This is a genomic window from Achromobacter sp. (genome assembly GCF_057314935.1).
The window spans coordinates 1-18,577 of the sequence record NZ_DBHKZA010000068.1; the positions used below are offsets into that span (position 1 = coordinate 1).

Consider the following 18,577-nt stretch of genomic DNA (forward strand, 5'->3'; position numbering starts at 1 on the left):
GCATAGGAAACATCGACATTGTCGCGCGCCCTTCGTTATCTCTCGTCGCCGGCCTTACGTTGGGCATTGCCGACGCTGGTCCTCCTGGCCGCCGCCGGCTGCGGGTCTAATTACGCCGATAACCAGGCCAAGGCTGACGCCGCATCCGGCGCGCGCAAGCCACCGCTGCGCAAGCTGAACCCCGCTCCGACGCAGGCCTATGAGATACGACTCAAACTGGCTAATGCGTCCGATCTCTCAAGCCCAGCCGACGGCAAATCGCCGTTTACGGTAGTAGAAGGCACTGTGCAGTTCGACGCCAGCAACGGTGCCCGCTGTGGAAAATCCAACGCCCTGTCCGGCCACGTGCCGACATTGTCCAGCCACGAAACGTTCCGCCTTTCCCGTATATCCGCCACCGAGTACGTGGGCACCGTGTATGCCGACATGCTGCTCGATGAAAACTATTACGGCCGCGGGGTATGCCATTGGGCATTGACAGAGGCCCGCGTCGCTCTGCGAGCGCGAGCGGACATCGCCGATACGCGATTCGTAGCCGGGCTGCCTGCGAAAAAAGTGCTCGCGGGCGGTACACAGGCGCGCTATTTCTGGAAAGGGTATTACCCTCGATTCGAGAACGGGCAACATTCTGATTATGGAAGGAGCCAGTTGGATGCCGTTCCGGCCGATAAGGTGAACGAGTTTTTTACCGTGACGCTGACGGCGCGGAAGATCGGTGGCGACGCGCAAGGCGCCCCGATTCCGCAGCCGACCCTGTAGGGCGCGCAGCACTCGCCGAGCCATTTGGCCGGAAACTGGCGGCCCTCCGTCGCAACCCGCGCGCCGCTTCGATCTACAAACTGTTGACAGGCCGATTGCAGTGAACCAAATCTCAAGTTGAATGAAATTCGACACCTCGCTACGCGGCAACGTCCAGGACCACCTTCCCTTGCGTGTGGCCGGCCATGTTCCTTGCCATCGCCTGGCTGGCGTCCGCCAGCGGAAACACCGAGTCGATGCGGGTGCGCAAATCCCCGGCCGCGAACGCTGCGCTCCACGACGCAAGTTGATGCCCGTCTGACCGGGTGGCGAAGTGCCTGCCCGCCACACGCGACGCTTGCGCGCGCGCCGGGTCCGGCTTGCTGACCGTGGACACCAGGATGCCGCCGGGCTTGAGCACGGCCCAGGAACGCGATTGCGTGTCGCCGCCCACCAGGTCAAGCACGAGGTCGACGCCGGAGACCTGTCGTGCAAAGTCGCCTGCGCGATAGTCGATCACTTCTGTCGCGCCCAGGTCCCGAATGTAGTCATGATTGGCCGCGGAAGCCGTGCCGATCACCCGCGCGCCGGCAAGCTTGGCGATTTGCACCGCGGCACTGCCCACGCCGCCTGCCGCCGCATGGATCAAGACCGTTTGGCCCGCGCGCAATTCGCCGTGCTCATGCAAGGCCTGCCAAGCGGTGAGCGTGGCGGCGGGAATCGCCGCGGCCTGCGTGAAAGTCAGGCTTTCGGGCTTGCGGGCCAGACGCTGCGGGTCGACAACGATCCGGCTCGCATAAGCGCCGACAATGCCGATGAACCCCATCACCTCGTCGCCCGGCGCAAAGCCGGTGACATTGCGCCCCACGGCGATGATGGTGCCCGCAGCGTCCACCCCGGGCGTGAACGGCAGCGGTAGCGGAATGAACGCCTGCATTGCGCCACTGACAATCTTCCAGTCGATCGGGTTGACCGACGTGGCGGCCACATCGACCAAGACCTCGTCGTCGCCAGGAACGGGATCGTCAAGCTCGGCCAGGATCATGGCGTCGGGGCTGCCGTAGGCAGCAACACGTATGGCTTTCATCAGAGGCTCCCCGCAGCAAAGCCGGCAATCGGCGCGTCGAAGGCCCGCGCGGCCTGGACCGGATCGAAGTATTCGCGCAGGTGAACGATTCGCCCGTCACGCGCGGTCAGGAAGACCACATATTCCTGCCGATAGGTGCGCCCGGTCGACACCGCCTGCCCTTGCCCCCGCACCCGCGCCACGGCATGGCTCGCGTCCGTCGTCGCGACGATTTCCGCATCGAAGAAGCGGAAATCCTTGACCGCACCGATGAACCAGTTCGCGTGCCGAAGCACCGCTTCCCGCCCTTCGAGCGTCAGCGGATGACCCAGGCTCGGCCCATAGGGCAAGTCCCAGACGATGTCATCGGCGATCAGGCTTTGCCACTGCCCGTTGTCGTCGACCAGCAGCTTCAGGTGTTGCTGCAAGAGCGTTGTTGCGGTTTGCATGGAATGTCCTTCGGTGAGGGGATGAACGAAGGTTAGGGGCTTGACACCTATCTGAATAGCCTATATTTCTAGATTCAATCCATCCACAGGATAGATACATGCTGGACGCCATTTCGCTGGACCAACTGCGCACGTTCATCGCTGCGGCGGAAGAAGGCAGCTTCTCGGCCGCCGGCCGCAAGCTGCGGCGTGCTCAATCCGTCGTCAGCCACACGCTGGCCAACCTGGAAAACCAGACCGGCGTGCAATTGTTCGACCGCAGCGGCCGCTACCCTCGCCTGACTGAGGAAGGCACCGCGCTACTCGTGCAGGCCCGCCAGGTGGTCAGCGGCATGGACGGCTTCAAGTCGTCTGCGCGGGCAATCGCGGATGGCCTGGAACCCGAGCTCTCGGTCGTGGTGGATGTCATGTACCCGATGGCATCGCTGACCGACGCAGTCGATGCCTTCCGCAAGCAGTTTCCCCATACCCCGCTGCGGCTGTACGTCGAGGCGCTTGGCGCCGTCATGCAGCCCGTCATCGGGCAGACCTGCCGCCTGGGCATCAGCGGCTCGATGCCATCGGTTCCCGACGGCCTGGCCGCGGAAAAGTTGCTGGACGTGCGGATGGTCACCGTGGCAGCGTCGACGCATGCGCTGGCGTTGAACGACGGGATCATCCGGGCGCCTGAATTGAAGCAGCACGTGCAGTTGGTGCTGACGGACCGCACGACGTTGACCGACGGTGCGAGCTTCGGCGTGTTCTCGCCGCAGATCTGGCGCCTGGCCGACCTGGGCGCCAAGCATGCCTTCCTACGTGCCGGCTTCGGATGGGGCCACATGCCTGCCGACATGGTGCAGAACGACCTGGATGCCGGCCGCCTCGTCACCTTGCGGATCGAGCACTTCCAACCCCACACGCCGCCCATCGCAATGTTCGCCGTCTACCGCAGGGACACACCTCCCGGCCCCGCCGGCCGATGGTTCCTCAGCCGGCTCAAAGACGCGCACGGCACGTCGTGAGCGTTGCGGCCTCATCGCCGCGGTGCTATAAAGCCGTGTCGGAAAAGGCAGACTTGGTCTGGTAAGCCCAAGTCCTTTCGGTAACGAAAGCTCTGGTCTTTGGCCTCGTGCATGAGATCCCCACGACGAACATCGGCGCTATCCCAGCGTCCAGTCGTTCGTCGGCGCGGGTGTCAGCTTGAGAAACGCTCCGGTCGAACCTCGACACAGGAGTCTTTCATGCACGACCGTCCCTCCCCCATTCATGACGTCATCATCGTCGGCGCCGGCCCCGTCGGCCTGCTGCTTGCTTGCGAACTGCGCCTGTCGGACCTGTCGGTCCTGGTGCTGGAACAGGCGCACGGTCCGCACGCCGCGTTGAAACGCCTGCCGTTCGGCCTGCGCGGCCTGTCCGCGCCCACCCTTGAAGCTCTCTACCGCCGCGGAATACTGGACGCGCTGACTGCGGCGCAAGCAGCGAATCAAGGCGCAAGCAAGATTGCGGCCGCCGCCCATTGGACCCGCCAGCCACGCCAGCCTGCCGGCCATTTCGCAGGCATTCAGTTCTTTCACGACGACATCGACACCTCGAAGTGGCCGTACCGCCTGCAAAGCCCGGCCGGCACGGGCATGGCCGTCGACATGGAGACGCTTGAATCCGTCCTGGCCGACCGCGCCCGCACGATGGGCGCCGAGATCCGGCGTGGCGTCCAGGTCGATGGCTTCCTTGCCACGGACGACGACGTGACGGTTCAGTCCGGCACGGAAACCATTCGCGGGCGCTGGCTCGTGGGCTGCGATGGTGGCCGCAGCACCGTGCGCAAGGCAGGCGGCTTCGCATTCACCGGCACCGATCCCGAGTTCACGGGCTATTCCGCGGAGGTAGAACTGGCCGACCCGGCCGCGCTTCGCCCAGGCCGCCACTACACGCCCAACGGCATGTACACGTTTGCGCCACCCGGCACCCTTGCCATGGTCGACTTCGATGGCGGCGCCTGCCATCGCGTCCAGCCCATCACGCTGGCGCACGTGCAGGCGGTGCTGCGCCGCGTCTGCGGGACGAACGCCACGCTCACCGCGCTGCGGCTTGCAGCCACCTGGACCGACCGGGCCTATCAAGCCAACGCGTACCGTAAAGGCCGGGTGCTGCTGGCCGGCGACGCCGCCCACGTCCACTCCCCCTTGGGCGGCCAGGGGTTGAATCTTGGACTGGGTGACGCGATGAACCTGGGCTGGAAGCTGGCGTCCACGATCCGCGGCGACGCGCCTGCCGGCTTGCTGGACACCTATCACGCGGAACGGCACCCGGTGGGCGCGCGTATCCTCGACTGGTCGCGCGCGCAAGTCACGCTGATGCGCCCTACCCCAAGCACGCGCGCGCTCGAAGCCATCGTCCGCGACCTGATCGGCACCCGCGACGGCGCGACGTATTTCGCCGAACGTGTCTGGGGCGTATCGCAACGCTACGACTTGGGCAGCAGCCATCCGCTGGTCGGCCGCAACATGCCCGATTTCGAACTGGCCGACGGAACAAGAGCGGGCACCCTGCTGCGCCAGGGCAAAGGCCTGTTCCTGGACTTCGCACCTGCTGCCTCGTTGGATGCGCCGTGGGATGCGTCATTGGATGCGCTGACCCGTCGCTGGCGGCAGGAAGTCAGTTATGTCGCGGGTGACGCCCGTGAACGGCTGGGCCTGCGCGCAGTCCTGGTGCGGCCTGACGGCATCGTCGCGTGGGCCGCCGATACGCACGCGGACGCGCCGGGCGCGGCGCAAGCGCTATCGCGTTGGTTCGGCGGCGCGTAGCAAGCCTGGCCTTATGCCACGCGTTCCAGCAAACGCGGAACGGAAGACGCCAGCAAGGCCACCCCCGACGCGGTCAGCAAACCCAGCACGATCTGCCGGAAGCGCGCCTCGCTGATGCCGATGTACAGCTTGGCGCCCAGCAGCGTGGGCACCAGCATGGCCGGCGCCACGATGGCGAACATCGGCAACATGTCGCGCGTCACGATGCCCGTCGCCAGGTACGTGCCCATCGTCACCGCCAACATCGACAGATTGAAGTTCTGGATGATGGAGCGCTGCTTATCCTTTTCGAAGCCGCGCAGCGTGCACCAAAGCGTGGGCAATGTGCCGGAAAAGCCGCCGATGCCGCCCAGCACACCGCCAGCAAAGCCCGCGGTTCCGTCAGCCAGACGGCCACCGGCGGTGATCTTCGGCATGTTCTTGGCCAGCAGCATGGCCGGGCACCAGACGATCAGCAACGCGCCCAAGAGCGCCTTGAACCAATCCATATCCAAGGTCGGCAACACCGCCACGCCGATCGGAATGCCGGCCAGGCCGCCCAGCACGAACGGCAGCAATTGCTTGAAATCGAACCCGCGCCGAACGGTAATGGCCGCCAGCACCTGCCCCACCAGTGCGCCGAACACCGCCAATGTGGCAGCCAGGCGCGGCTCCAGCGCCCAGGCCCAGAACGACATCGCCACCAACCCGAACGCGAAACCCGACAAGCCCTGCACGAAACCGGCGACTACCGCGCCCAGCGCCACCACCAGATACACCGATTCCATTGTCATCCTCTTGTTTTCTGTTTCTGGCCACGCCCAGGGTTTGGGGCGGACGGTATGCATTGTGGTTCATACCCATAAGAGAAAAATTCCCTTTCTTGATGGCCGAATAAGGGTTTGCTTATGGCGCGCCCGGACCGGCACCGCCCGGCCTCGGACGCGGGGTGATAACGTTCACCGCAAGCACCTGAAAACTCCGCCCCGTCCGCCAGCAGCGAGACACGTCATGACCGCATCGCCGACAGCATTGCCCAACGCCCTCGCGGCCTCCCTGCGCCCGCTTCAGCCCCATGACGCGGCGGCGTGGTCGGCGTATCTGAACCGCCCAGGCGTCATTGAACACACAAGCTGGGGCGATATCAGCCCGGCCGCCCTCACGACCCTTATCAACGGCTACGCCGAAAACCGCGATGCGCTGCGCTGGGCCATCGTGGACACAAGCGGCAAGCTGTTGGGCACGGTGGGGTTAAACGAAATCGCTCGCGCGCATGGACGCGCTGAACTAGCCTATGACCTTGATCCCCTTCACCATGGCCGCGGCTTGGCGATGCACGCCGCGCTTGCGGTCATGAATTGGGCGCACGATGGCCTGGGCCTGCAACGCGTCCAGGCCACCGTCCTGGACAGCAACGCATCCTCCGTTGCCGTCCTGGAGCGCATCGGCATGCAGCGCGAAGGAATACTGCGCCAGTACCGCAAGGTGCGCGGCCAGGCGCGCGACTACTGGATGTACGCGGCGATTCGGGCGTGCCAAGGAACAGCCGTTCCCCGCCCGTCGCCGCATCAGAGCACTTGACGTCCCCTCGACCGCAAGGTCGTTCACGCCACCGGAGTCCCGTATGGCACTGAAGCACGCGAATCCGCTGGAAGTCATCGACCTGTTTCATCGGCCCAGCCTGGAGCCCGCCCCGCCGGTCAGCGTCAGTCTGTTGCGCACGGCAGAATTGCAGATCATCCGGCTCGTGCTGCCCGCGGGGCACCGGATGCCCTCGCATCAAGTCCAGGGTGTCGTGACGCTCCAGTGCCTTCAGGGACGGGTCGACATCGATGCGTCAGGGGGCCGGTGCACGCTGGCTGAAGGCCAACTGGTGACGCTTCCCGGCGATGAGCCCCACAGCCTGCATGCCGACGTTCCGGCCATTGTGCTCCTGACGCTGGCACACCCGATTCCCGGCAAATGGCGCCCGAGAGACGAATAGGGCCGCCACGCTGCCCACGTGCGCCCGCCGGGATTCAGGATGGCCCTACTTGTCCAACCCCGCCATCAGCACGTACTTCACCTCGACGTACTCCTCGATCCCGTAATAGCTGCCCTCGCGGCCGTAGCCCGAGTGCTTGATGCCACCAAACGGAATCGACGCGGTGCCGACGGAACCGGAGTTCAGGATCACCATGCCGGCTTCGATGTTCCTGGATAGCCGGAAGGAACGCGCCAGATCACGCGTGAACACGTACGCCACCAATCCATATTCGGAATGATTCGCGCGCGTGACGACCTCGTCTTCGGTGTGAAACCGATACACCGCAAACACCGGCCCGAAGATCTCGGTGTGCGCCACTCGCATGTCGTCCGTCAGGCCGGCCAGCACTGTCGGCTCGTAGAACAGCCCGCCCTTCGCATGGCGTTTCCCTCCCAGCAGCACCTGCGCGCCGGCCCGTTTGGCGTCGTCGACCAATTCGGCCACCTTGTCGATGCCCGCCTGGTTGATCAGCGGCCCCACCACGAACGCTTCCTGCATGCCTTGGTCCACCGGGATCCGGGCAACTTTCTCGGCCACCGCCGCCACGAAGCGGTCGTGGATGGCATCCTGCACGTAAATGCGGTTCGGCGAAATGCACACTTGGCCCGAATTGCGCAGCTTCGCGGCAACCAGGCTCGCGGCCGCCTCTTCGACGCTGGCGTCATCGAAAACGATGAAGGGCGCATTGCCGCCCAGTTCCAGCGTCATCTTCTTCAGGTCGTTGCCGCAGGCGGCAGCCAGCATCTTGCCGACAGCCGTGGAACCGGTGAACGACATCTTGCGGATGCGCGAGTCGCCGGTGAACAGTTCCCCGATCTCTTTCGGATTGCCGGTGACCATCTCGAACACGCCTTCCGGAATACCGGCCTTGCGCGCGTACTCCAGCATTTTGTACGCCGTCAACGGCGTCAGTTCGGACGGCTTGATAATCATGGTGCACCCGGCCGCCAGCGCGGTGGCGATCTTGCGGGCGATCATCATGAACGGAAAGTTCCACGGCGTGATGGCCGCAGTGGGGCCGGCAGGCTCCTTGAACACCAGGATTTCGGCGCCGGCGGCGTGCGACGGAATGGTGTCGCCGTAGACGCGCTTGGCTTCTTCGGCATACCACTCGATGAAACCCAGTCCGTAGTCGATTTCGCCCAGGGCTTCGGACAGGCATTTGCCGTTTTCCCTGACCATGATCTCGGCGAACACGCGCTTGTCCGCGCGGATCAGCTCAAACCAGCGGCGCAGCAGATCGCCGCGCTCTTTGGCAAGCTTGCGGGACCACAGGGGGAAGGCGCGGCAGGTCCGATCGATGGCGGCCTGGACAGCTGCCGAGCCAAGCTCGGGCGCTTCGCCGACGATCGAGCCGTCGGCGGGATTGATTACGTTGATCATGAAAGGTGTCGTCCTGTCGGGTTGAGGGATGCCTGAGGCACGGATGGAATGCTAGGATTTCCCACGCGATAGTTCGATGGCCTATGGTCTTTGTTTATTGCCTAAAACTATTGGACTGGATATTTTTCGCACTTCCATGGCAAGCTGATCACCCCCAGTCCGATCCTGTCGCGAACCATGTCCGACAAGCCCGAATCCGATGACTCGCTGGCGCCCTTGCGCCAGCGGATGGCCCGTCTGCTGGACGCGCTGGCGCCGACCGAGGGCTACAACCTGACGGTCCTGGAAGACGTGCGGTTGCTGCGCTCCAACCGACCGCTGAAGTCCGTGCCCGTGCTGTACGACCCCGGCATCGTGATCGTGTGCCAGGGCAGGAAGCGCGGCTTTTTCGGCGGCCAGACCTATCTGTACGACGCGCATCAATGCCTGGTCGTCTCGGTGCCGGTGCCCTTCACGATGGAGACGGACGCCAGCGAAGCCGAGCCCTTGCTGGCCCTATACATGCATCTGGACTTCAAGCTGGCGGCCGACCTCATGCTGCAGATCGACCAGTTGGGCGGTTTTATAGCGGCCGAGCCGAAAGGCATGATGTCCAGCCCCATGGATCCGCCGCTGACGGATTCCGTGCTGCGTCTGCTGCAGGCGCTGGGCCGGCCCATGGAAGCGCAGATCCTGGGGCCGGCGCTGGTGCGCGAAATCTACTTCCGGATCCTGACCGGCGCGCAGGGGCCGGCCATGCGGGCGGCGCTGGCCATGCAGGGCCAGTTCGGCAAAGTCGTCCGGGCATTGCGCAGGATCCACGCCGCTTTCAAGGACGACCTGACGGTGGACCAGCTGGCGCGGGAAGCGGGCATGAGCGTGCCGGCGTTCCACGTCCATTTCAAGGCAGTGACCAGCACGTCGCCGATGCAGTACCTGAAATCCACGCGCCTGCATCATGCGCGGCTGCTGATGGTGCGCAATTCAATCACGGCGGCCGCCGCCAGCGCCGAAGTCGGTTATGAAAGCCCGTCCCAGTTCAGCCGGGAGTTCAAGCGCCTGTTCGGACGCAGCCCGATCGAAGAGGTGAACCGGATGCGGGCGGACTTTGCCGTGCCCCCGCCTTTTGCCGCGTCCGCGTACGTCTCGTCCCACTGAAGGGGCAAGGAGATCCCGGGCGCGATAGGCTACAGTGCGAGGGGTCGAGCGAAATTCGCGCTCCCCAGCCAGGAGAAGTACAGCAGTGAACGACACCCGCACACCGGATACTGATACATCGGAAGACCGCAAGGAACAAGAGCCCCGGCTATGGCGTGATGACGGCTGGACCGCCCGCATCATCAAGAACGAGGACGACGACGGCTGGGCCGTTGAAATGACCCTGGACGGCCAAGCCGAGCCGGCCCTGGTGGGCCCGTGGACCATGGGCCGCGACAAGAAGAACCCTAAACCGCTCGACTCTCCCGCCTTCTTCACCCTGGTCAAGACCGCCAACGAAGTCCTGCGCCGTCATGAACAGCAATTGCATGCGACGCTGCACAAGAGCGTAAAGATCGACGCCGCCGCCGGCCGCCTGACCATCAAGCTGGACATCGTTCCCGACGAAGACGAGCCCTACGCCGTCCTGAGCGCCTACGACGAATTGGGCGAACAACTGGCCCAGGTCAACGTTGCGCCGACTTACAAGCTGAACGTGCAACGCGCCTCGGAATGGGCAAGCAACGGTTTCCCCAAGCACGGCTGACACCGTCCGCTACCAGACGCCCGCGGGGCCGCGCGATGCGGGCCCGGTCTGCCAGACGATGCCAGGCCACAGTCCCCGCGATGCGAGCCGTAGCCTGGCGCCAGCGTCATTGCGCCAACGGCCCCACCGCGATTGCGATTTTTCCTCGGAGACCGTTGTTGGGGCTCTCCAGCCGGGCATGCGCAAGGGCAATATCGGCAAGCGGATAAACGGCGCCCACGTGTGGCCGCAGCTGACCGCGCGCGACCAATGCACTCAGATCATCGAGCTTGCCCCGGTTCTGCCTGGTGAAGACGAAGTGGTAGCTCGCGTTTTTGCCCCAGGCCTGGACCAGGTTTTGAGGCTGCGCGATGTCTACGATCGTGACCACGCGGCCAAGTTGCGCAAGCGCGTCGGGGCTGCGCGACAACGTGTTGCCGCCGATGGTGTCGAAGATGACATCGACGCCACGCCCCGCCGTTTCGCGCATGATGGCATCCACATAGTCTTCCTTTTCATAGTCGATGACCCCATCGGCGCCCAAACTTCGGGCGAACCCGAAGTTGGCTTCGCGCACGGTCGTGTACACCCGCGCGCCCATGGCTTTTGCAAGCTGGATCGCCACGTGCCCCACGCCCCCTGCCCCGCCGTGCACCAGGATGCTCTCCCCCACTCTTAGTGCCGCGCGCACGACCAGGGCTTCCCACGCCGTCCCGCCAACCAAGGTCAGGCTTGCCGCCTCAAGATGGCTGAGCGCCGGAGGCTTTTTGCCGACGATGCTTTCGGCGGCAACGTGGTATTCGGCATAGCTTCCCGGGCCGTCGAATATTTGCGGGGTATACCAGACTTCGTCCCCAGGAGAAAAGGCGGTTACCCCCGGGCCCACGGCTTCGACAACGCCCGATACGTCGTGCCCGGTAATGGCCGGCAACGGCACCAGGTCGGGATAGTCGCCACGCCGAACCTGGTAATCCAACGGATTGATGGAAGTTGCCTGTACCCGAACCAGGACTTGTCCCGCCTGCGGCTCGGGCGTGGGCACGTCGCGAAGTTCGAAAGCGTCCGGGCCGCCAAAAGCGTTGAGTGTGATGGCTTTCATTGCATTCCTTGATTTCGATAAAACGGGATATCGGGAATTACCGATATTTTAGGATAAAAAATTACAGCTCTTTCCCTATCACCTGGGCAAGAGCACGGATGGTTGCTTCATTCCGCTTGTAGTAGGTCCACTGACCGATGCGCCTGACATCGACCAAGCCCGCACGTTGCAGCGTTGCAAGGTAGTCAGACACCGTGGACTGCGACAGCCCGACGCCTTCTTGAATACTGCTGACGCAGACGCCGACCGTATTCACATCCCCTTCGTCCTGCGGAGGAAAGTTCTTGGCCGGATCCTTCAGCCCTTTCAAGATTTCAAGGCGGGTGCGGTTCGAGAGCGCTTTGAATATTTCGAGCAGATCCATAGGCCGATTGTATCGGGATTTACCGATATGTCAATACGATAGCCGTACCGCGTAATGCCTAATGCCTAATGCGCTGGCACTCAGGCGCAGGAATCCGACGAATTCAAGAGAGAGAAATGTGATCGGTTATATTCCGCTCGCCACGCGCAGGATCGACCGCCATACACGATGGGATCATCGCAAGCCACGCCGACACAGGAGCCCGAGACCACCATGCAACACGCAAAGCCATCACGGTTTGTCATTGGGCTGCACCGTTGTGCCCTCATCCTTGCCGCCACGCTGCTGGCCGCTTGCACCGCCCCCACCACCTACAGGCAGGATGTCAGGGGCATACCCGTCAAGGGGCAGCCGCTCACCCCGGATCCGCCTTTCGCCTTGGAAAAGTTGGTGCCCTTGCTGTCCATCACCAACGGCTGCAATGAAACGCCCAAGTCCGTGGCGGTAGCCTTGGTCAGCAAATCCGACGACATCCGCACCAACGCCGCCGGAACCGCGCTCATCGCGGGATCGGCCAGAGAGGCCTGGAATTTCGAAGCCTGCGGTCGAACCATTCCGATGTACGTCACGTACACGTTCATGCCTGACGGCCAGACGGCATACCAATTCTCGGCCAAATAGCAAGGGTGATCTGACCGGATGACAAGGGGGCCCGTCCCAAATCATCGGCTTTTTGCAATCACGCCGCTCATGTATTGATTCAGGTCGCGGAAATCCTGAACCGTCCACGCGTGCGGGGCCAGCTTGACGCCATTCTCTCGCAGCGTCCGGGGAATCAAATCCCCATTGGGCCGAAGGATTACCGACGAAACAATGACCCCCGGATAATCATGGAGTCGCTTCTTGAAAGCGGCGGTTGTCAGATCAGGGGTGGGCGGATTGCTCTTCTTGGCCAATGGTCCGGTCCCCTTGATATCCGCGCCATGGCACATGGCGCATCTCTGGGTAAAGAGATTCTTTCCATTGACATTTTGCGCGAAGGACGCAGAGGCTTGAGTCAACAGCACCGCCCCTAGCGAAGCAATGCAGAATGCGCGTACTTTCATTTGGCCTTATTGGGTAAGTCAGAGGACGATCCAGCGCACACTCCGGGGTGCACCTTCCGGAGTGCCTGGCGCGGCCGGCGGGCCGTGGCTCAATGCCGGCCGCCGCGCGGGGCGCATTATCGCAGACGGCACGACGCCGTTGGGTTGCAGCGCGCAGGCGGCGCCACACACGGCCCGCGCCTTGCGGAGGGATCGCGACGCCACACCGCTATCGCTATGCCGATTGAATGAATGCGCCGGATTGACCGAGGCCCTGCCCGTCCAGCCGCTTCCGCCCAAAGCCGCCATCTACAGATCGCCTCATGTGAGAATGACGCCCCATGTTCCCCCGTGAATGTCGCTCCCTCCCGCCTGGCAGCGCCAGTGCAGGAATTCTGCTCCCCTTTCCACGACCCCACTATGGTTGCATCCACGCTCGTCGCCATGCTGTGCGCACACTTATTGTGCTTTTCGGCAATGTTCTTGCTTATCAGTCGTCGCTTGCCCGGCAACCGAATGGGGATGGATTTCTTTGCCGTCGGCAATCTCCTGCTGGCGTTGGCCTATATCCTGCAACTGGCCGAAGGCGGACCGGCATGGAGCGTGATGAGCGTCGTCAACCACACCCTCACGCTGGCTGCCCCAATCGCCTATTGGCTCGGCGCGATGCGCTTTTTCGGTCGTCAGGTCCCATTATGGCGACCACTGATCATTTTTTCCGCGGCCTATGCCCTTGCGCAATGGTTGGTGCAATGGAACGCCGGACCCACCGCGCGTTACGCGATGCTCGCGGCGATGGCGACCCTGCTTTTCTTCGCAATGACACTAACCGTGATCTACGGGGTGCGCACTTTTGCGAAAGACTTGTACGGCGAGATGGTTTTTTTTGCCCTTCTGATTGGCGGGATCTGTGTTCTCAACGCGCTGAAGTTCCTGAAAATCGTGGATGGCGGCTTGGACGCGCTGCATATGGACAGCCGCTTTCAAATGATCTTCTACATCTACATGTCGACCCTGGCCACCATCGTGCCCCCCTCCATCGTCTGGTTGGTACTGCGGCGGCTGACCGATAGCCTGCGCAACATGGCGGCACGCGATCCCATGACAGACCTGCTCAATCGCAGAGGGCTTCTGGATGCGCTGCGGCAATATTTCAATTCCCGCAACGCCGTGCCCGCTCGCTTGCTGCTGCTGGATGTCGACCACTTCAAGCGAATCAACGACACCTATGGACACCAAACCGGGGATGAAGTCATATGCCAAGTTGCGGATCTACTTCGATCCACCGTCCGTCGCGGCGACTTGACGGGCCGTATTGGCGGAGAAGAGTTCGTGGCCATCTTCCTGGACACCGACGGTGACAGCGTCGTGCACCTGGCGGAACGTTTGCGTGCTGGCGTGGAAAACCAGGCAATCAACGTGGCGGGTTCTGGTAACTTGCTGAGTTGCACGGTCACCATCGGCATTTCACCGCCATTCCACGGTGCGCAGGGCCTGGAGGATGCGCTTCGGCAGGCCGACTCCGCGCTCTATAGAGGAAAGGCGGCGGGACGCAATCGGATCGAATTCGCCGACGTCTGTACAGGCGTTTGGGCGGAAGGCATTGAATCAGCGGTCGCGAATTCATAGCAATAGCAAAGGAAGGATTGGGTATGCCCGACGTGAGCCCGGATTTGAATGACAACGCGTTGTACAGGACCTTGCTGGAGTCGACCAAGGCGATACCTTGGAAGATTGATTGGGCGACAATGAAATTCGCCTATGTCGGCCCTCAGATCGAGGCGTTGCTGGGCTGGAGCGCCGCAAGTTGGGTAAGCGTGGAAGACTGGGCCATGCGCATGCATCCGGAGGATCGCGAATATGTCGTGAATTTCTGCGTCTCCCAATCCCAGGCAGGCATAGACCACGAGGCAGACTACCGCGCGCTGACCAAGGACAACGGCTATGTCTGGATTCGCGACGTTGTGCACGTCGTGCGCAATGAAGAAGGCGAAACCGAAGCGCTGATTGGCTTCATGTTCGACATCACCGAACGCAAGAAAAATGAAGAGAACCTGCTGAGCCTGCAGAAGGAACTGGAGGTGCTGTCCTTCAAGGATGGCTTGACGAATATCGCCAACCGCCGCCGCTTCGATAGCAGTTTCGAATTGGAATGGGAGCGTGCGCGCAACGGTCGCCAACCGTTGTCCGTCTTGTTGCTCGACGTCGATTTTTTCAAGCAATACAACGACTTGTATGGTCATACTCAGGGTGACAAGTGCTTGATCGACATCGCCCAGACGCTGAGTTTGGCACTGGATGGCCCGCGCGATCTGGTTGCGCGCTACGGAGGGGAAGAGTTTGTCGTGCTACTGCCTGAGGCCGATGCCGGGGTAGCCCTGAAAGTCGCTGAACGCTGCCAGCGATTACTCCAGAAGAAGTCCATCGTGCATGCGCTGTCACCGCATGGCAGGCAGGTCACTGTCAGCATCGGTGCGGGCACGGTGATGCCGGATGACCTGGCGGAGCGCGCCGGCTTCATCAAAGCCGTGGACCGGCAGCTGTATGCGGCCAAGAACAATGGGCGGCACCGCATTGAGCATGTGCAGTGGTAGGCGCAAGCGCCCCCGGACATGCCCATGCCTGCGGCCTTAACTAACGGCACTCCCGCAGCGCGGCGTACACCTGGTCCGCCGTCGTGACTTCCCGGAAATGATGCTTCCATAGTTCGATGCCCAACCGCCCTGTCCTGTCCAATGACGAGCCGACCGTCAGATCGGTCACCAAGGTAGGCGTGAGCCCGGCATCGAACAAAGCGAAGCCCGCAGCGAGCACACAGGTGTCGGTTTGAATGCCGCACACCAGCACGCGGTCGACCTGAAGGCGCTGGATGTAGTCGATGGTTTCCCGCGTCTGCGCATAGCCATGCTTGACGAACACCTTCTCCGCAGCCACCAGGCTCTGGTCTTCGACCGCGGGATGCCAACCCAGCTGCCGCGCAAAGGGAGTGACTTGCTCGTCGTGAAGCTCGATCGAAGCGATCGTCGGCACCTGCAGGGCTAGCGCGCCTATGCCGTCTACCAGCCATTGCGGAGGATTGAAGGTGGACTGGACGTCGACGACAAGCAATATCTGTCGCATATGGGCTCCCTGCCTGATACCACGCGGGCACGATACCGCCCGGTGGCGGCAAGATCGGTGAGACTAGCATCGACCAAGGGCTCGATGCCAGCGACGCAGCCGGCATCGATCGCCTGGGCACCGGATGCGCCATTGCAGCGCGTACGCCGCGCCAGGCCCTTAGCCCGCGACGATCTCCGCAGCAAGATCGGACAGCGATTTCGCGCCCAAGTGATGCAGCAAGGCCTGCTCGCCCGCGCGCAGGGAATCCGCCACTAATTGGTTCGTTGCCTGTTCGACCGGGCAAGCAGGATTGTCGTCGGCGGGTCCGATGGAGAAGACGGCGCCATGGGCGATAGCTTCGTGGACATCCCGCGCGGTGATGGTTTCCAGTCCCCTGGACAGTACCCAACCGCCGTTGCGGCCGCCCGAAGATGTCACCATGCCGGCGGTGCGCAGCGCCGCCATGGTTCGGCGCACCACGACCTCGTTCGTATGCAGCATCTGGGCCAGCGTTCCAGAAGTGGTCGTGCCTCCGCGCAAATGCATGTGGATCAAGACATGCAGCAATCGGGCAAGTCGAGTGTCGTTGGCCATGGTATCGAATTACCGTAACTCTATCTGTTACGGTATTATAGCTGCACCGGATACTTTCTGTGAGCCTCCCCGATGATTGACCTTGAAACACGCGATGTGACCGTCAACGGCATCACGCTGCACGTCACGGCCCAGGGCGACGGTCCGCTCGTCTTGCTGTGCCACGGTTTTCCCGAGACGGCCTATGCCTGGCGGCACCAGCTCCCTGCCCTGGCCCGGGCGGGCTTCCGCGCCGTCGCCCCGGACCTGCGCGGTTACGGCGCCAGCGACAGTCCCACGGATGCGGCGGCGTTCACGACGCTGGATGCCATCGGCGACCTGGTCGCGCTTATCGACAGCGAGGGGGCCGATAGCGCGGTGATCGTAGGCGGCGATTGGGGCGCCAATATTGCCTGGCAGGCGGCTCAACTGCGGCCGGACCGTTTTCGGGCCGTCGCCGCTCTGGGCGTTCCGATGATGCGCAGGGCGCCGATCGCGCCCAGCCGCCTGTTTCCGAAAACCGATTCCGCCGCGTTCTACACGCACTACTTCAACGAGCCGGGCATTGCCGAACGGGAATTCGAGCGCGATATCGACGCGACGCTGCGCGCCATCTACTTTGCGGCATCGGGCGAGGCCGGCCCGCGTGACGACCCCGGCACGCCCAACCCTTTCGGCATGGTCGCCCATGGGCGGGGCCTGCTCGATTCACTCCCCGTCCCACAGACGTTGCCGGCCTGGCTCACGCCATCGGATCTGGACATCTTTGTCCAAAGCTACACAGCCAGCGGCTTTCGCGGCGGGCTCAACTATTACCGGAATCTGGACCGCAATTGGGCGCTGCAGGCGGCGTTGGAGGGAAAGCAGGTGGACGTGCCCGCCCTTTACCTCGTCGGGGAACGAGACACCGGCCTGGCGATTCCCGGCATGGATCAGATCATCAAGGCGATGCCCGCCCTTGTTCCGCAATTGCGCGCCGTGCAAGTCATTCCCGGCGCGGGACATTGGCTCCAACAGGAGGCTCCCGACGCCGTCAACCTCGCCCTCGTCAATTTCCTGACGAGCTTGAAATAGATTGAGGAAAAGCAGACCAATGGGAATCGAATACAAGATCAAATTCACCGTTCCCGCCGACTACGATCCCGCCATCTTGTCCAGGAAACTGCCTGACCCGATCGAGCAGCCTTCGGCGGCGGAAATCTACGGCTATTCGCTTGAACAGGACGGTTTTTACTTCGTGGACCATCTCGTGAACGGGACGATTGCTTCAGTGGCGCTTCGGACGATCATCGATGAAGCGCTGAATCACGCAACGCATATCGCGGTCTTCGAACCCTGAGAAACCGGGCGTCGATTGTTCCCTGAAGACCGTCTCGACGCCTGGTTCGACGGTTCCCCCATCTGCGTCGTTGCGGCCGGCACGCACGGCGACCCGCTGGAGTTGAGCGAAACCGAGGCCGCCGCGCGCTGATTGCCAAGCTCCACCGTTGTCTTGCGCAATCCCAAGGCGCGGATCGCTAGGCCTTTGTTCGCGCCGTCGCCACTTGGCCCGCCACGAGCCTGCCGGGATTCGGGGCGGCATGCCACTTGCTGCTGGGCAGAGCGGCGCGTGAGGTCCCCGTGCGCCGCCGGTCACCTCCAAGGGACCAGCAACCAGGAGCAACCATGGCGACACTTAAAGATCTGAACGTGGCGATTCTTGCAACCGACGGCTTCGAACAGGTGGAGTTGACCGGTCCGCGGCACAGCCTTCAAACGGAAGGCGCGCGCACCGTACTGATTTCCGCGCGTGCCGATCCCATTTTGGGGATGCACCACGACAAGCCGGGCGACCGCTTCCCAGTGGATCTGACGTTTCTGCAAGCGGCGACAGAGCCCGGCGTGTTCGACGCGCTGCTGCTGCCGGGCGGTGTGGTCAATGCGGACGAGATCCGCATGCAGCCCAAGGCGCAGGAATTCGTGCGGGCGATGTTCGATGCCGGCAAGCCCGTGGCCGTCATCTGCCACGGCGCATGGCTACTGATCTCAGCCGGCGTGGTGAAGGGGCGAAAAATGACTAGCTGGCCGTCACTGCAAGACGACTTGCGCAACGCGGGCGCGGAATGGGTCGACGAGGAGGTCGTCGTCGACGGCAATCTGGTCTCCAGTCGAAAGCCAGACGATATTCCGGCCTTCAATCGGGCATTCATCGAAGTTCTGCAGGCAGCGCGTCGCTGAGGGCTGCACGGCGTCGGTCGGCGCGGGAAAATCCCGGGCCGCCGCAGCTATCCGGGCGCGACCATTTCCGG

At 63.0% G+C, this 18,577-nt stretch carries 22 protein-coding genes; 13 read left to right on the plus strand and 9 right to left on the minus strand.

Annotated features, from left to right (window positions below; all coding sequences use genetic code 11):
* The first annotated feature begins 18 nt into the window (after positions 1–18).
* On the plus strand, positions 19–759 hold the full coding sequence (locus tag ACO6D5_RS22180) for a hypothetical protein (RefSeq protein WP_485826547.1): 741 nt from the start codon (positions 19–21) through the stop codon (positions 757–759).
* Between the two features lie 139 nt (positions 760–898).
* Here the strand turns inward: ACO6D5_RS22180 and ACO6D5_RS22185 are convergent, their stop codons facing one another.
* Positions 899–1,825, minus strand: coding sequence for an NADP-dependent oxidoreductase (locus tag ACO6D5_RS22185; protein ID WP_485826548.1), 927 nt, complete (start codon positions 1,823–1,825; stop codon positions 899–901).
* Complete coding sequence (locus ACO6D5_RS22190) at positions 1,825–2,253, minus strand: nuclear transport factor 2 family protein (protein ID WP_485826549.1); 429 nt, start codon at positions 2,251–2,253, stop codon at positions 1,825–1,827. Before ACO6D5_RS22190 ends, ACO6D5_RS22185 begins: the two co-directional genes overlap by 1 nt.
* A gap of 98 nt (positions 2,254–2,351) precedes the next feature.
* Here ACO6D5_RS22190 and ACO6D5_RS22195 point away from each other — a divergent pair, with 98 nt between their 5' ends.
* Positions 2,352–3,254: a LysR family transcriptional regulator gene (locus tag ACO6D5_RS22195; protein WP_485826550.1), complete on the plus strand. Its 903-nt coding sequence runs from the start codon at positions 2,352–2,354 to the stop codon at positions 3,252–3,254.
* 219 nt (positions 3,255–3,473) lie between these two features.
* Positions 3,474–5,036, plus strand: a complete 1,563-nt coding sequence (locus ACO6D5_RS22200; protein ID WP_485826551.1) for an FAD-dependent monooxygenase — start codon at positions 3,474–3,476, stop codon at positions 5,034–5,036.
* 11 nt (positions 5,037–5,047) lie between these two features.
* On the opposite strand, the gene ACO6D5_RS22205 is transcribed toward ACO6D5_RS22200, so the two are convergent.
* Positions 5,048–5,803, minus strand: a complete 756-nt coding sequence (locus ACO6D5_RS22205) for a sulfite exporter TauE/SafE family protein (protein ID WP_485826577.1) — start codon at positions 5,801–5,803, stop codon at positions 5,048–5,050.
* 223 nt (positions 5,804–6,026) lie between these two features.
* On the opposite strand from ACO6D5_RS22205, the gene ACO6D5_RS22210 reads away from it, so the two are divergent.
* Positions 6,027–6,596, plus strand: coding sequence for a GNAT family N-acetyltransferase (locus ACO6D5_RS22210; protein WP_485826552.1), 570 nt, complete (start codon positions 6,027–6,029; stop codon positions 6,594–6,596).
* 43 nt (positions 6,597–6,639) lie between these two features.
* The gene (locus tag ACO6D5_RS22215; protein ID WP_485826553.1) at positions 6,640–6,999 is read left to right on the plus strand and encodes an AraC family ligand binding domain-containing protein; all 360 of its coding nucleotides are present in this window, start codon (positions 6,640–6,642) and stop codon (positions 6,997–6,999) included.
* Positions 7,000–7,044: 45 nt separating this feature from the next.
* Here the strand turns inward: ACO6D5_RS22215 and ACO6D5_RS22220 are convergent, their stop codons facing one another.
* On the minus strand, positions 7,045–8,424 hold the full coding sequence (locus tag ACO6D5_RS22220; protein ID WP_485826554.1) for an NAD-dependent succinate-semialdehyde dehydrogenase: 1,380 nt from the start codon (positions 8,422–8,424) through the stop codon (positions 7,045–7,047).
* A 177-nt stretch (positions 8,425–8,601) separates the two neighbouring features.
* Between ACO6D5_RS22220 and ACO6D5_RS22225 the strand changes: the two genes are divergently transcribed.
* Positions 8,602–9,561: an AraC family transcriptional regulator gene (locus ACO6D5_RS22225; protein ID WP_485826555.1), complete on the plus strand. Its 960-nt coding sequence runs from the start codon at positions 8,602–8,604 to the stop codon at positions 9,559–9,561.
* Positions 9,562–9,646: 85 nt separating this feature from the next.
* Entirely contained in the window at positions 9,647–10,147 is a 501-nt protein-coding gene (locus ACO6D5_RS22230) for a hypothetical protein (RefSeq protein WP_315846274.1), read from the plus strand.
* A gap of 106 nt (positions 10,148–10,253) precedes the next feature.
* On the opposite strand, the gene ACO6D5_RS22235 is transcribed toward ACO6D5_RS22230, so the two are convergent.
* Entirely contained in the window at positions 10,254–11,225 is a 972-nt protein-coding gene (locus ACO6D5_RS22235; protein ID WP_485826556.1) for a zinc-dependent alcohol dehydrogenase family protein, read from the minus strand.
* Positions 11,226–11,286: 61 nt separating this feature from the next.
* Entirely contained in the window at positions 11,287–11,589 is a 303-nt protein-coding gene (locus ACO6D5_RS22240; RefSeq protein WP_315846272.1) for an ArsR family transcriptional regulator, read from the minus strand.
* A gap of 390 nt (positions 11,590–11,979) precedes the next feature.
* On the opposite strand from ACO6D5_RS22240, the gene ACO6D5_RS22245 reads away from it, so the two are divergent.
* Positions 11,980–12,210 carry a hypothetical protein gene (locus ACO6D5_RS22245; protein ID WP_485826557.1) on the plus strand — a complete coding sequence of 77 codons (231 nt, stop codon included), beginning with the start codon at positions 11,980–11,982 and terminating at the stop codon, positions 12,208–12,210.
* Positions 12,211–12,251: 41 nt separating this feature from the next.
* On the opposite strand, the gene ACO6D5_RS22250 is transcribed toward ACO6D5_RS22245, so the two are convergent.
* Positions 12,252–12,635, minus strand: coding sequence for a cytochrome c (locus ACO6D5_RS22250; protein ID WP_315846270.1), 384 nt, complete (start codon positions 12,633–12,635; stop codon positions 12,252–12,254).
* A gap of 399 nt (positions 12,636–13,034) precedes the next feature.
* Between ACO6D5_RS22250 and ACO6D5_RS22255 the strand changes: the two genes are divergently transcribed.
* Together ACO6D5_RS22255 and ACO6D5_RS22260 are read left to right on the plus strand one after the other, a co-directional pair.
* Positions 13,035–14,243 (plus strand): GGDEF domain-containing protein, encoded by a 1,209-nt coding sequence (locus ACO6D5_RS22255; protein WP_485826558.1) that lies wholly within the window; start codon positions 13,035–13,037, stop codon positions 14,241–14,243.
* 23 nt (positions 14,244–14,266) lie between these two features.
* A complete protein-coding gene (locus tag ACO6D5_RS22260; RefSeq protein WP_485826559.1) occupies positions 14,267–15,208 on the plus strand; it encodes a diguanylate cyclase domain-containing protein in 942 nt (313 codons plus the stop codon).
* Positions 15,209–15,248: 40 nt separating this feature from the next.
* On the opposite strand, the gene ACO6D5_RS22265 is transcribed toward ACO6D5_RS22260, so the two are convergent.
* Complete coding sequence (locus tag ACO6D5_RS22265) at positions 15,249–15,734, minus strand: isochorismatase family protein (protein ID WP_485826560.1); 486 nt, start codon at positions 15,732–15,734, stop codon at positions 15,249–15,251.
* Positions 15,735–15,893: 159 nt separating this feature from the next.
* The gene (locus tag ACO6D5_RS22270; protein ID WP_485826561.1) at positions 15,894–16,310 is read right to left on the minus strand and encodes an RrF2 family transcriptional regulator; all 417 of its coding nucleotides are present in this window, start codon (positions 16,308–16,310) and stop codon (positions 15,894–15,896) included.
* Between the two features lie 72 nt (positions 16,311–16,382).
* On the opposite strand from ACO6D5_RS22270, the gene ACO6D5_RS22275 reads away from it, so the two are divergent.
* The 3 genes from ACO6D5_RS22275 to ACO6D5_RS22285 all read left to right on the plus strand — a co-directional run bounded on the left by ACO6D5_RS22275 (position 16,383) and on the right by ACO6D5_RS22285 (position 18,506).
* A complete protein-coding gene (locus ACO6D5_RS22275; protein WP_485826562.1) occupies positions 16,383–17,363 on the plus strand; it encodes an alpha/beta fold hydrolase in 981 nt (326 codons plus the stop codon).
* 19 nt (positions 17,364–17,382) lie between these two features.
* On the plus strand, positions 17,383–17,628 hold the full coding sequence (locus ACO6D5_RS22280) for a hypothetical protein (RefSeq protein ID WP_485826563.1): 246 nt from the start codon (positions 17,383–17,385) through the stop codon (positions 17,626–17,628).
* 326 nt (positions 17,629–17,954) lie between these two features.
* Positions 17,955–18,506: a type 1 glutamine amidotransferase domain-containing protein gene (locus ACO6D5_RS22285; protein ID WP_485826564.1), complete on the plus strand. Its 552-nt coding sequence runs from the start codon at positions 17,955–17,957 to the stop codon at positions 18,504–18,506.
* The last annotated feature ends 71 nt before the right edge of the window (positions 18,507–18,577 follow it).

Coding starts and splice junctions, on each gene's coding strand:
- ACO6D5_RS22280 (WP_485826563.1), top strand. CDS start 17,383: ATGGGAATCGAATACAAGATCAAATTCACCGTTCCCGCCGACTACGAT.
- ACO6D5_RS22270 (WP_485826561.1), bottom strand. CDS start 16,310: ATGGCCAACGACACTCGACTTGCCCGATTGCTGCATGTCTTGATCCAC.
- ACO6D5_RS22220 (WP_485826554.1), bottom strand. CDS start 8,424: ATGATCAACGTAATCAATCCCGCCGACGGCTCGATCGTCGGCGAAGCG.
- ACO6D5_RS22205 (WP_485826577.1), bottom strand. CDS start 5,803: ATGGAATCGGTGTATCTGGTGGTGGCGCTGGGCGCGGTAGTCGCCGGT.
- ACO6D5_RS22225 (WP_485826555.1), top strand. CDS start 8,602: ATGTCCGACAAGCCCGAATCCGATGACTCGCTGGCGCCCTTGCGCCAG.
- ACO6D5_RS22285 (WP_485826564.1), top strand. CDS start 17,955: ATGGCGACACTTAAAGATCTGAACGTGGCGATTCTTGCAACCGACGGC.
- ACO6D5_RS22260 (WP_485826559.1), top strand. CDS start 14,267: ATGCCCGACGTGAGCCCGGATTTGAATGACAACGCGTTGTACAGGACC.
- ACO6D5_RS22210 (WP_485826552.1), top strand. CDS start 6,027: ATGACCGCATCGCCGACAGCATTGCCCAACGCCCTCGCGGCCTCCCTG.
- ACO6D5_RS22215 (WP_485826553.1), top strand. CDS start 6,640: ATGGCACTGAAGCACGCGAATCCGCTGGAAGTCATCGACCTGTTTCAT.
- ACO6D5_RS22275 (WP_485826562.1), top strand. CDS start 16,383: ATGATTGACCTTGAAACACGCGATGTGACCGTCAACGGCATCACGCTG.
- ACO6D5_RS22195 (WP_485826550.1), top strand. CDS start 2,352: ATGCTGGACGCCATTTCGCTGGACCAACTGCGCACGTTCATCGCTGCG.
- ACO6D5_RS22200 (WP_485826551.1), top strand. CDS start 3,474: ATGCACGACCGTCCCTCCCCCATTCATGACGTCATCATCGTCGGCGCC.
- ACO6D5_RS22250 (WP_315846270.1), bottom strand. CDS start 12,635: ATGAAAGTACGCGCATTCTGCATTGCTTCGCTAGGGGCGGTGCTGTTG.
- ACO6D5_RS22190 (WP_485826549.1), bottom strand. CDS start 2,253: ATGCAAACCGCAACAACGCTCTTGCAGCAACACCTGAAGCTGCTGGTC.
- ACO6D5_RS22235 (WP_485826556.1), bottom strand. CDS start 11,225: ATGAAAGCCATCACACTCAACGCTTTTGGCGGCCCGGACGCTTTCGAA.
- ACO6D5_RS22185 (WP_485826548.1), bottom strand. CDS start 1,825: ATGAAAGCCATACGTGTTGCTGCCTACGGCAGCCCCGACGCCATGATC.
- ACO6D5_RS22265 (WP_485826560.1), bottom strand. CDS start 15,734: ATGCGACAGATATTGCTTGTCGTCGACGTCCAGTCCACCTTCAATCCT.
- ACO6D5_RS22255 (WP_485826558.1), top strand. CDS start 13,035: ATGGTTGCATCCACGCTCGTCGCCATGCTGTGCGCACACTTATTGTGC.
- ACO6D5_RS22240 (WP_315846272.1), bottom strand. CDS start 11,589: ATGGATCTGCTCGAAATATTCAAAGCGCTCTCGAACCGCACCCGCCTT.